We start from the raw sequence: 13,015 nt of genomic DNA on the forward strand, positions 1-13,015 counted from the left end.
CTTAGTTTTGACTAGAAAATGACTAGATTTGAATGAAATCTATTGAAATTAGATGAAATTAAAAAAGTGCCAAAACCCTTTCATATCAAGGGTTTTGACACTCATTGAAATCATTTGATTTCAGAAAATGGAGACGGCGGGAGTCGAACCCGCGTCCAGAAACTCCAATACTTCAGCTTCTACGCGTGTAGTTTGCCTATTTACAATTCACGTAACATTATGCCGACAAACAGGCGTCTTGTACGCTAACCTGGAAATCTCTTGTCGGTGACTCAGGTGGCACCATCGACCGTATCCCACTAAAGTTGGGCCCCACGTTCTCTACATGGGCGATAGAGAGGCAGAGCGCTTACGAGCTTACGCTGCGAAAGCTAAGTTTTGTTGTTTGCCAGTTATTATATAACTTCCGTTGATGACGGAGCCGAGACCTCCGACGCGCGACCAAAGCTTGAACCATCCCTGTCGAATCCGTAACGTCCCCTTGAATATGAATCGAAGCACGTAGCCTCGTTCAAGCAAAGGAGCTAGAATTTCTTCTAGTACGGCGGGAGCTAAAAGTACGCTTCCATGTAATCTGGCATTCAGTAATACTTATTATAAAGCAAATCTAGCTATAGTTCAAGTGTCCCGCAATGATAGAAAAAATTGGCTAGCTCACAATGATTTTCTTATTTCATAATCACTTTCTATTAGGGTTATTTATCTTGCTGTAGCATGATTTACAGTGTGTTTTGACTTTGGAGCAATTACGCAGATCGTTTTGTTTGATGGTAGCAAACTAGCTTTTTTCGATCGCTGACATTATTACGTTCCTCGAAAATAAATGCTCTCTATGTTCATAAACATAAATTTTCGTCCTATTGTAAGAATGCTGATTTCCTCCTATATATGCAGATAAGTTCTTTATTATATGTCCTTTAGAACTCGCCCTGAGAATTCTATCCGTCCAAATACCAAAAGCTCACCATCCAAAAATAGTGAGCTTTCTAACAATCTATTAATCTTGATTTTTTGCTTTGAAGGCACGTTCCATGTCGCGTTTTGCCTCTTTTTTACGCATATCGTTGCGTTTGTCGTAATCCTTTTTCCCTTTGCCGACACCGATTAAGAGCTTGGCGTAGCCGTCTTTGATGTACATTTTTAATGGGACGATTGTGTAGCCGTCACGTTTTACGGCACCGACTAGCTCGCCGATTTGCTTTTTATGAAGCAGTAGCTTGCGGGCGCGCAGTGGGTCATGGTTAAAGCGGTTGCCTTGTTCGAATGAGCTGACATGCATATTGTTGATCCATGCTTCACCGCTGCGGATTTGTACATAGGATTCTTTTAGTTGAACCCTTCCTGCACGGATGGATTTAATTTCTGTGCCTGTGAGCACCATGCCCGCTTCAATTGTTTCTTCAATGAAGTAGTCGTGCCCGGCTTTCTTGTTTTGCGCTAATACTTTGCCAGTACCTTTTGCCATAATATTCACCCTCTACTTAAAGGATAGCAGGGTCAACCTGCTCTTATTGATAAAGTGAAAGCACCCGCTTTAAATTGCTTTAAAGCGCTAAATGGTGCCTTCACCTATACTTTTACGTTATTTACGTTTTGATTTTTTCTTTTTGTTTTTCTTGGCGACGCCCTCGTAGAACTTTTGCTTTTGCTTCACGCCTTTTTTAGGGCCTGGGCTTGAGTTTGAGCCATCTTTGCGGCGTCCTCGTGGATCACGGTCGTTTTCACGTCGTTCTCCTTGTTCGCTTCGTCCTTCTTCATTGCGACCACTGTGACTGCCACGTCCACCTCGTTGTTCTTCGTTGCGACCACTGTGACTGCCACGTCCACCTCGTTGTTCTTCGTTGCGACCACCGCGATTGCCACGTCCGCCTCGCTCTTCCCCGTTGCGGCCACCTTTGCGGCCATTACGACCATCTTTGTTGTCGCTATAGTTTTTGCGTGCGTGAATAACAGTAGGTGCTGCTTTTCGTGTTCGTCCATAAGACGTTACCATTCCGACGATTTCAAAGTCAATCGATGACTCCTCAATAATAACATTTGCTACACGGACTGTAACTTCATCACCAATACGGAATTGACGATTTGTACGTTCGCCAATCATGATCATTTGACGATCATCAAAGCGGTAATAGTCATCTGTCATATTGCTAATATGGACAAGTCCTTCAATCGTGTTTGGTAGCTCCACGAAAATCCCGAAGTTTGTAATGGATGAAACAATTCCTTCAAACTCTTCACCAATTTTATCGGACATATATTGTGCTTTTTTCAGTGCATCAGTATCGCGTTCTGCATCGACAGCACGGCGTTCACGTTCTGACGTATGGTCAGCAATTTCATCCATCGCCATACTCCACTGCGCAACCGTTTCTTTTGATGTATCTTTATTAATTAAATACGTACGAATTAAACGATGGACGATTAAGTCCGGATAACGTCGAATCGGTGACGTAAAGTGTGTATAGAAATCGGTTGATAAACCAAAGTGGCCTATGCTTTCAGGATAATATTTTGCCTGTTGCATCGAGCGTAGAAGCATCGTTGAAATAACAGGCTCCTCTGGCATGCCTTCAATGGCTTTTATTACATCCTGTAAAGCTTTCGGATGGACCGTGTTTCCTGTACCTTTGATTAAAATACCGAAGTTCGTGACAAATTCAAAGAAGCGTTGCAGCTTTTCTGGCTTTGGATCTTCGTGAATACGGTAAAGGAACGGTACATTCATCCAATGGAAGTGCTCTGCTACTGTTTCATTGGCAGCTAGCATGAAATCTTCAATTAATTTTTCTGCTACTGTACGTTCACGTAATTCAATGTCTACTGGCCAGCCATCTTCGTCCACGATCACTTTAGATTCTTTAAAGTCAAAGTCAATTGCACCACGCATTTCACGTTTAGTACGTAAAATGTTAGACAGCTCCGCCATATGTTTAAACATTGGTACTAGTGGCTCATAGCGGGCAATTAGCTCTGCGTCCTGCTCCTCTAAAATTTTGTAAACGTCTCTATATGTCATACGCTCAGTTGTTTTAATGACACTTTGGAAAATTTCATGAGAAATCACATTACCATTTGCATCAATAATCATTTCACAAGACAGTACTAGACGATCAACCTGTGGATTTAATGAACAGATTCCATTCGATAACCGATGCGGAATCATTGGAATAACGCGGTCTGTTAAATAAACACTCGTCGCACGATCATAAGCTTCAACATCTATTACAGAGCCTTGTGTTACATAATAACTAACATCTGCAATATGTACGCCAAGTTTATAAGTACCGTCTACATTTTTCGTTACGGTTACAGCATCATCCAAATCCTTCGCATCAGCTCCATCGATTGTCACAATCGTTTCATGGCGTAAATCACGGCGGCCTTCTAAATCAGCCTCTGTAATTTCATCTGGCACACGTTGCGCAGCAGCAACCACTTCTTCAGGGAATTCAGGTGGAATATCGTGCTTATATAAAATAGATAAAATGTCCACACCTGGATCATTTTTGTGCCCTAAAATCTTAGTAATATAGCCTGTTGCTGATTTTAAATCCTCTGGCCAAGTAGCTACCTCAACGACAACCTTGTGTCCGTCAACAGCTCCTAATGTATCTCCCTTAGCAATGAAAATATCCATCGGTAGTTTTTTGTCATCTAAAACAACAAAACCAAAGCCTCGATTAGCTTGGAACGTCCCAACAAAGCTCGTTTGTCCACGCTCTACTACCTTTGTCACTGTACCTTCACGACGATCACCGAATGATTCCTTTAAAACACGTATTAAAACGATATCGCCGTTAATCGCACCATTTATTTCATGCGGTGGAATGAAAACATCATCCATCCCCTCAATATCAGGTGTCACAAAGCCAAAACCTTTCGCATGTCCGATAAATTTACCTCGAAGTAAATTCATGCGCTCTGGCAGGCCATAACGATTGGAGCGAGAACGCACAACTAAGCCTTGCCCCTCCATACGTACTAACGTTTTCACTAATTCTTTAAATTCGTCAGCATCTTTAAAACCAAATACATCCTCGATTTCGCCAACGGTTAATGGTTTATATTCTTCTTCACCGAAAAAGTCGAGTAAACGACTTTGTAGTGTATCTTTCTGGTCTTTCATAATTTCCCTCCTTCATGAGAAAATCCTAACTATATTTTTATTGTGCCCAATTTAGGCTTTTTAAAAAGCGATAAATATCTTCATGTAACTGATCTTTTTCTTGATCTAACGTAATAACATGTTTTGAGTTTTCATACCACTTGATCTGTTTTTCAAGTGACTCAGTTTGATTATATATAATGTTGGCAGATTCTGTCTCAATTACCTCATCATTTGTCGCCTGCACGACAAAAATTGGTGCATAAATCATGTCAATTTCTTGACGTGTCCGAGCAATAAACCCTCGCAACTCTTGTAAAGATGGCATGCCTTTTTCAGCAATTAACCCAACTTCAGCTTCGATTTGCTCCTCATCTTTACCTTGGAACTTTTTATAGTCCCTCGCATATTTCAGTACACCTTGAAACATAACATCAGTTGTACGCATCGTCATTGGAGCACACATTGTCACTATACCTTTCACCGGGTTATTCAGCGCAACATTTAAAGCCATCACACCACCCAATGACAAGCCAGCAACAGCAATCTCCTCATAGCCCGCATCCTGCAACTGTTTATACGCGGCTACGACATCCTGCCACCAATCAGCAGGACCTGTTGTAATAAGTTCCTCAGGTTCCACACCGTGACCTTTATAATGAGGTGCTAATGTAGTATACCCTTTTTTCTCTAAAAATCTACCAAGCATCCGCACATCCGCCGAACTTCCCGTAAACCCATGCAATAATAAAACTGCCCTAGGTCCTGCCTGAAAGAAAAAAGGCTGTGATAACGATTTTTTCATTGCGAGCTCTCCTTCATCCAAATACATATACTATAACCATTATAGCCATACTGAAGCTTCCTCAAAAGTTTTGGCGATTGTTACATCTTTTATGAGATTTTATCGGTTAATTTGATGGTTTTTTTCAGCATTTTGATGGTCTTTCTGGCATTTTGGGATTCTATCCGTCGCTTTGAGGATTCTATCCACGATTTTGGCTCTTCTATCCACGATTTTGAGGATTCTATCCACCATTTTGGCTTTTCTTCCACACTTTGAGGATTCTATCCACCATTTTGGCTCTTCTATCCACGATTTTGATGGTTCTATCCACGATTTCGGCTCTTCTATCCACGACTTTGAGAATTCTATCCATCATTTTGCGATTCGCGGGTATTTGCTTCGCTTCCGCGAGTATTTTTCTGCTTCGCGCGAGTATTCGCCTTGCTTCCGCGAGTATTTCCCTTCCCCGCGCGAGTATTCGCCTTGCTTCCGCGAGTATTTCCCTTCCCCGCGCGGGTATTCGCTTCGCTTCCGCGAGTATTTCCCTTCCCCGCCCGCGGGTATTCACTTTACTAAACTAACTATGTATTGGCATCCAAATAATTAGTACCATAAAAGAAAACGCCCAACCAGTAAAGGTTAGGCGATATATCTTCAACTATTAGATTTTTGTAATAGCGAGTGCTAAAATAAAGAATAATATTGCTAACACAATTGTTACACGATGAAGGATTAAATCCATACCACGTGCTTTTTGCTTTCCAAATAGTTGTTCAGCTCCACCCGAGATGGCACCTGACAAGCCTGCACTTTTACTAGATTGAAGTAATACTACAACGATCAACGCTATTGATACGATAACTAATGAAACTAATACTACTGTATGCATTCACTGCACCTCCCGAACTTCGAACATCACAACGTAATATATTATAACAAAAAAAGGTTCTCTTGACAAACTGAGATTAATAAATACCCTCATTCTCCCTCTGTTAGTTAGTTTTTCTAAAAATCAGCATACCATCTTGCTATCACATTATCCTATAATAGTTAAAAGTATAGTCATCACTAAAATTTCAAAAAAATGCCATTCATATAAGTTGATTGGCGCGGAGGCTAGATTACTCCTTGGGGATTAGCGACATAAAAGAGACCCTACGGAATAGAGGCACGAAGGCTAAGAGCACACGTCCTGTGATAACGCCTTCGTAACTAACATCCTGCTGCTGCCGCTACGTTGCACTACGCTTTCACAAAAAAAACATCTGTCGCTTTGCTTTCGCACAAAAAACATCTGTTGCCCTAGGCGGCTATCGAAAGCCCTCAGGAAAGCTCTGAAATCAACCTCACGTTTTAGTGATGCGCCAAAAATGTAATGATTAATGGGAGGAATTATGAAAAAGAGTATATTGCTGATTTTTTTACTTATTATTTTAAGCATGCTTAGCGCTTGCTCAGCTGCTATCAAGGCTGTCGAAGTATTATTACCAGAGAGAACTGAATCTGTAGAAGAGACTTCTATAGACCTTAAGGAGCCTACTAGCAAAGCACAATCAGTTGAGTTTTCTGCGGAGGACCTTTTTTCAACGACATTATTTAAGAAAGATCCTGCTTTGCTTCAGTTTTCAAAAAAAGTTGAGAAGCATATAACAAAATTTGATACAAACTTTACAATAGTTTATAAAGGAAAATTAGGTTGGGATGCATTTGAAAGACAACTAAATGATATTTATAACATAATTAATTTCGTAAATCCTTATACAGCAGGATACGTCGAAAATTACAATTGGGAAGCATGGGAAATAGATAATGGTTATGAAGTAGAATTTGATTTTACATATTTAACAGATGCCAAGAAGGAAAAGAAAGTAGATGCTTATGTAGAGAATTTTACAAATAAGTATATTACAAATGACATGGATGATTTTCATCGTGCTAAAGCCGTTAATGACTTTGTAGTACAACTAGCCACTTATTCTGGTGAAGATGCGTCAGAAGGTCAATCTGTTTATGAATTAGTCAGTAAAGAAACTGGTGTTTGCCAAGCTTATGCACTATTAGCCTACCGTTTATTTTTGGCGGCTGGTCTTGATGCTAAATATGTATATGGCTATAGCGATAATCAGCTTCATGCATGGAATTTAGTAAGTGTTAATGGTGATTGGTATCATGTTGATACGACTTGGAATGATGTTAATCCTGATGAACCATATGCTATTTCCTACGAATATTTTTTAGTGAATGACGAAAAACTAAGTGAAGATCATATATGGGCAAAAGATAACTATTTTGCGGCTACAAGCAATGCGTATGATTTTATGCATGATATGTGGTACGCAGATACTGTTGGCAATGTTATTTATTATAATAGCATGACCGATAGCATGTTATACGCCTATGATTTAGCAACAAAACAAAATAGACAAGTTACAGAAACATCCTGCTATTACCTGGCTGCTGCTGAAGATGCGATTTATTGCAGTGATTATGATAATGACGGCTTTTTAACAAAAATATTTATAAATGATGGCTCAGAAGAAGTGTTATTAGAGGTAGAGGTTCTAAACTTGTTCATTGATGATAAAGGGGTTTTGTTATACGAAACCATTGACGGTGAAAAACATTCACAAAATTTATAGCCATTTCAAGAATCTGCATGCTTCCATTAATCAATGGATAGTACGCAGATTCTACTTTCACCTCTATTCTTTAGCTCATCACCAAACGTGGGGTAATCTCCATTCCGACTGGGTGCTTTACTGGGGTGGAACACTATGTTGGTCACGAAGGCTTTATCACAAGGCGTGATGCTTTTAGCCTTCGTTCCCCCTATTTGCTCGCTCCAGGGTCTCTCATTTTTGACGCTGTGACCTGTCCACACTCCAATATTTAACAATACCCCCACAATATCATAACAATTAATTCATCGTAGCTTAACAACCTTCCTTTACACTTACTTGTGAATCGACCTTAAGGAGGAAAATCATGAAACACTCAAAAAAATGGAGTTCATTGTTGTTAGCAAGTGCAATTGCTTTATCTTCGATTAGTATCGCTCAACCGCAGGTACAAGCTGCTCAAGTAAAGAAGCCAACAAATGTGATTATGCTCGTGATGGATGGTAGTAGTAATAATGCCGTTACACTTTCTCGTTGGTATAAAGGTCAAAGTTTAGCGATGGATGAAATTTTATCAGGGGGCGTGCGTACATACTCTGCCGATTCAGCCATTACTGATTCAGCTCCTGCCGCTACTGCGTTAGCAACTGGCCATAAATCAAATGATAAATTTGTGGGTGTGTTACCGTCCGTTATTAATTCACCAGGGCTTAAGCAAATTGCCAAAGAGGATGCTTATAGACCAGTAGCTAATGTTTTAGAAGGAGCTAAACAACAGGGCAAGGCGACTGGATTGATTTCTACTTCGGAAATTCAGCATGCCACACCAGCAGGCTTTTCTGCACATGTTAATAATAGAAGCCAATATGATAACATCGCTGAGCAGCAAGTTTATCAAAACATTGATGTCGTATTAGGTGGTGGCTTTGAGTCTCTGGCACCTGGCACAACTAAAAATGCTCGAAAAGATGGCGAGAATTTAGTGGATGTCCTTAAAGAAAAAAATTATGACATCGTAAAAACGCGAAATGAGCTTCTAAATAGTAAATCGTCAAAAATTTGGGGAAGCTTTGCTCCAAGTGCTCTTGCCTACGATTTTGATCGTGCCAAAACAAAAGCATCTGAGCCAACTCTTGCTGAGATGACTAGTAAAGCTATTGATACGCTCAAAAAGGATGATGATGGTTTCTTCTTATTTGTAGAAGGTAGTAAAGTGGACTGGGCGGCTCATGCCAATGACACAATTGGCATGATTAGCGATATTTTATCGTTTGATGCTGCAGTTAAGGAAGCGGTTGATTTTGCAAAAGAAGATGGTAATACTATGGTCATAGCTGTTACAGACCACGGCAATAGTGGGATTACAATGGGTAATGCTAACACGACAAGTACTTATTCCAACACACCTGTTTCTGCCTATATCGATCCTCTAAAGAAAGCTAAAATGACAGTTGAAGGTGCGCTAAGCCAATTACAAGAAGATAAATCAAATATTGTAGAAGTCGCTGCACTTTATGGATTAGATGATTTATCTGCAGACGAGCTTGCAACATTACAATTAGCTAAAGACCCCGGAGAAGAAATGGTAAAAATGCTTGCCAACCGTGCTAATATTGGCTTTACAACCGGTGGGCATACTGGTGATGATGTGTTTTTATACTCATTCGGACCATCTAAAATTACAGGCCTTGTAGAAAACACGGATTTAGCACATGCGATGGCAAAGTTTATGGACTTCGATTTAGATAAGCTTACAGATGATTTATATATACCGGCAACAAAAGCATTCACAGAAAAAGGCTACACATCTAAAATTGACTTAACTGATAAAGAAAACCCTAAATTTATTGCACAAAAAAATAATGTAACCGTTACAATCCCAGTTAATAAGAACATTGTAATATACGAACAAGACAAGACAGCAAAAACGCATACCTTTGACACAATCAATGTCTACAACGGTACTGAATTTTACGTTTCTAAAAAAGTTTTAAATGTAATCAAATAAGGGCTTTTACGAGGAGTTATTGACCACAAGCTTTCGCTGTAAGTTTCTTGTACTCGTTAAAGTGGGATAAAAATAAGGGTGCTATCAAAAGTTGAGATGTTTAACTTGATGGTGGCACTTTTCTTTTTGCTCAAATTTGATTTTGCAACAGTCCTCAAAAGATTACCACTTCCATCATCTGCTTAACATTTTGTAGCTTCCATTTTGGTTATCCCCTTTTATATCTCATCACATTTCATACCAATATTTTCCGTGCGATTTACTTTGATTTTACTTTCATTTATTATGCTTTAAGTAATGAAAAAACGGATTGCTTCCGATGCCCTATAACGAAATTTAAGGATTTCTTAAGTACCAATGAAGCGGAAAAACAGCGATAATAAAGGTGGTTGTAATTTTAGTAAACTTCAAGTTGGGGTGAGACAAAGTGTTTTTAAGATCAATTTCTTCCCTTATTTTAGTTACGTTCTCTTAAACCTTAATTTTACCTTAAATTAATCTTATGATTTTATGAATATCTAGTAATTTAGCAACATTTTTATCTACAATCCGTCAAAACAGTGTTAAAAATTTTATTAGGGTTTAAAATTAAATTTTAGAAAAAACTTGAAAAAATATCTATTTATTTAGTATATTTACAAAGTTATAATCTTTTTTCATTTTTAATTGGGGGTGGACCTATGCAATCCATTAAAAATAATGAGGTTTTACGTTTTATAGGCTTTACGTTATTTTACTTCATCATTTTAGCGCTCTTGTTTTTTATCCATGGCTTCCATGATATGAACGCAGGACCATTTATATATACGGAATTTTAAGAAAAGGAGATATAAACTATGTTAAGCATTTTAGAGGCTATTCAAAAAGTGGCACAACAGCATCCTCATCGAACTGCATATCAAACTAATAGTGATTCCTTAACGTATGGTGAGCTTTGGCATCTTTCTGATTGTGTAGCACAGTATTTAATGGCTCTTGATTTAAAAAGACAACAACCAATCGTCGTCTACGGGCATATGTCCCCTTTACAAATCGTTGCCTTTTTAGGAGCTGTAAAGGCGGGTCATCCGTATGTACCAGTTGATTCTTCTACACCGTCTGAAAGGTTACAAATTATAATAGAAGCTTCTCAGGCTTGTTTACTACTAAAAACTGAAGCATTAGGCTCGAACCAATCAGTCCCTGTAGTGGAAGTAAGTGATTTAGTTGCTCAAGCTACTAGCATTTCGACAGAGCCTTCAACATGGGTTAAGGATCAAGAAATCCATTATATTATTTACACATCTGGTTCTACTGGTAAGCCAAAAGGTGTTCAAATTACAGCCGATAATTTAGCACATTTTGTTGCTTGGATGCATGAGCATTTCCCACTACAGGAATCTGGTGTGTTTCTAAATCAAGCGCCTTATTCCTTTGATTTATCTGTGATGGATTTATATCCTGCACTCGTTAGTGGGCAAACACTTTACGCAATTACGCAAGAGCAAATTGCTAATCCAAAAGCGTTATTTGAGTCATTAGCTTCATCTGGTATTCGCGTTTGGACTTCTACACCTTCCTTTGCGAAGATATGTTTAATGAACAAAGAATGGAATCAAGCGTTAATGCCTTCGTTAAATACGTTTTTATTCTGCGGAGAGGTTTTACCAGTATCCGTATCGAAAGAATTAATGCAACGCTTCCCACAAGCTTCTATTTTTAATTTATACGGTCCTACAGAAACAACCGTTGCCGTATCTTATGTAGAAGTAACAAAGGAACTTTTGGATCAATTTGACCAATTACCAATCGCTCCTCTATCTGAGCCTAATCTATCCTTGCAAGAAGATGGCGAGATTATTATTTCTGGACCGACTGTAAGTGCAGGTTATCTTGGGGCACCTGATTTAACACTTAAAGCGTTTCCTACAATAGGGGATCAACGTATTTATAAAACTGGGGACGTTGGTTATGAAAAAGATGGCTATCTATTCTTTTCTGGCCGAAAAGATTTCCAAGTGAAACTGCATGGTTATCGTTTAGAAATCGAGGAGATTGAAAAGCAAATTGGCAATCTTCCAGCTGTTGCTAGCTGTGTTGTTATACCTATTTCAAAAGATGGTGAAATTGTTTCACTAAGTGCGTTTGTTGTTCTTCGCGAGCCATTAACGGACTCTGCCTTCAAAATGACGAAGCAGCTTAAAGCATTGTTAGCAGAGTATTTACCATCTTATATGATTCCGAAAACGTTCAAATACATTGACTCTTTACCTTTAAATACTAACGGTAAAGTTGATCGTAAAGGATTGGCGGTTATGGAAACAGTATGACGGCTTATGGAAATATAATTTTTTTCATCATCATTGGTATTTTATTAATGCCAACCATTATTTTAGGACTACGTGGGAAATCAGCTAAACGCTATAATATCTTTATTTCGATTATCGTATTAGCTCTTATTTTTGGTAACTCCCCGCATGGCTCAATTTCTCTTATACTATTTACAGTATTTCAGTTATTATTAATTGTCGTTTACCAAAAATATCGCTCACAGAAGAATAGCACGTCCGTATTCGTAATTGCTGTACTGCTGTCCATTTTGCCACTTGTACTTGTGAAGGTTCTGCCTATGCTTGGCCTTAATAATTTATTTGGATTTTTAGGGGTATCCTATATTACCTTTAAATCGGTACAAATGATTTTAGAAACACGTGATGGCTTAATTAAGGATAAAATTTCAGTAGTTGAGCTTGCTTATTTCTTACTGTTCTTCCCAACAATAACTTCGGGACCTATTGATCGTTGGAGACGCTTTTATAAAGATATGCACACAGTGCCATCTGGTCAAGACTATCAAAAGCTACTGTTAAGTGGGATCAATTATATATTTGTAGGCTTTTTATATAAATTTATTTTGGCTTATTTAATATACAATTACACACTTATTTATTTACCAAATCAAACTTATAACTATTTGACACCTTTTCAAGGGCAAATAGCGTATATGTATATGTATAGTTTTTATCTATTTTTTGACTTTGCAGGTTATAGTGCTTTTGCTGTTGGTGTTAGTCGCATTATGGGTGTTCAAACGCCAATTAACTTTAACCGTCCATTCTCGAGTCGCAATATTAAAGACTTCTGGAACCGTTGGCATATGAGTCTTTCATTCTGGTTCAGGGATTATGTTTATATGCGCTTTGTGCTTTGGATGACTAAGAAAAAATGGATTAAAAACAAATATACAGTTTCTTATCTTGGCTTCTTCTTACTGTTCTTTTTAATGGGTATTTGGCACGGTTTAGAATTGCACTATATTGTCTATGGTCTCTACCATGCCTTATTAATTATCTGTTTCGATAAATTTGAACGTTGGAATAAGAAGCGCAAGATTTGGCCGAAAAATAAATGGACTCATGCAATCGGCGTATTTATTACGTTTAATGCCATTTGCTTTGGTTTCTATATTTTTTCAGGAACATTATTTTAATTAATGGCTCTGTTCATGTTTTTATGAA

General features: G+C 38.5%; 9 protein-coding genes and 1 other RNA gene. 5 read left to right on the forward strand and 5 right to left on the reverse strand.

Features of this window, described 5'->3' with window-relative positions; all coding sequences use genetic code 11:
• Positions 1 to 125: 125 nt before the first annotated feature.
• From ssrA to secG, 5 genes are all read right to left on the reverse strand, one after another.
• Positions 126 to 481: a transfer-messenger RNA gene (ssrA, locus tag ACQKOG_RS09030) on the reverse strand.
• A gap of 516 nt (positions 482 to 997) precedes the next feature.
• A complete protein-coding gene (smpB, locus tag ACQKOG_RS09035) occupies positions 998 to 1,465 on the reverse strand; it encodes an SsrA-binding protein SmpB (RefSeq protein WP_049669013.1) in 468 nt (155 codons plus the stop codon).
• A gap of 117 nt (positions 1,466 to 1,582) precedes the next feature.
• Complete coding sequence (gene rnr, locus ACQKOG_RS09040) at positions 1,583 to 4,126, reverse strand: ribonuclease R (RefSeq protein WP_427446089.1); 2,544 nt, start codon at positions 4,124 to 4,126, stop codon at positions 1,583 to 1,585.
• A 37-nt stretch (positions 4,127 to 4,163) separates the two neighbouring features.
• Complete coding sequence (locus ACQKOG_RS09045) at positions 4,164 to 4,910, reverse strand: alpha/beta hydrolase (RefSeq protein WP_427446091.1); 747 nt, start codon at positions 4,908 to 4,910, stop codon at positions 4,164 to 4,166.
• 643 nt (positions 4,911 to 5,553) lie between these two features.
• Positions 5,554 to 5,781, reverse strand: a complete 228-nt coding sequence (secG, locus tag ACQKOG_RS09050; protein ID WP_053593102.1) for a preprotein translocase subunit SecG — start codon at positions 5,779 to 5,781, stop codon at positions 5,554 to 5,556.
• 505 nt (positions 5,782 to 6,286) lie between these two features.
• Here secG and ACQKOG_RS09055 point away from each other — a divergent pair.
• The 5 genes from ACQKOG_RS09055 to dltB all read left to right on the forward strand — a co-directional run bounded on the left by ACQKOG_RS09055 (position 6,287) and on the right by dltB (position 12,987).
• The gene (locus tag ACQKOG_RS09055) at positions 6,287 to 7,531 is read left to right on the forward strand and encodes a transglutaminase domain-containing protein (RefSeq protein WP_427446093.1); all 1,245 of its coding nucleotides are present in this window, start codon (positions 6,287 to 6,289) and stop codon (positions 7,529 to 7,531) included.
• Positions 7,532 to 7,877: 346 nt separating this feature from the next.
• Positions 7,878 to 9,518, forward strand: a complete 1,641-nt coding sequence (locus ACQKOG_RS09060) for an alkaline phosphatase (protein ID WP_427446095.1) — start codon at positions 7,878 to 7,880, stop codon at positions 9,516 to 9,518.
• Between the two features lie 680 nt (positions 9,519 to 10,198).
• Positions 10,199 to 10,336 (forward strand): teichoic acid D-Ala incorporation-associated protein DltX, encoded by a 138-nt coding sequence (locus tag ACQKOG_RS09065; RefSeq protein WP_370081792.1) that lies wholly within the window; start codon positions 10,199 to 10,201, stop codon positions 10,334 to 10,336.
• Positions 10,337 to 10,354: 18 nt separating this feature from the next.
• Positions 10,355 to 11,827: a D-alanine--poly(phosphoribitol) ligase subunit DltA gene (gene dltA, locus ACQKOG_RS09070; RefSeq protein WP_427446097.1), complete on the forward strand. Its 1,473-nt coding sequence runs from the start codon at positions 10,355 to 10,357 to the stop codon at positions 11,825 to 11,827.
• Positions 11,824 to 12,987, forward strand: coding sequence for a D-alanyl-lipoteichoic acid biosynthesis protein DltB (gene dltB, locus ACQKOG_RS09075; protein ID WP_427446099.1), 1,164 nt, complete (start codon positions 11,824 to 11,826; stop codon positions 12,985 to 12,987). The genes dltA and dltB overlap by 4 nt, the downstream gene beginning before the upstream one ends.
• Positions 12,988 to 13,015 lie beyond the last annotated feature (28 nt).

The sequence above is a fragment of the Lysinibacillus sp. NPDC093216 genome (assembly GCF_050280325.1).
Classification (GTDB): Bacteria; Bacillota; Bacilli; order Bacillales_A; family Planococcaceae; genus Lysinibacillus.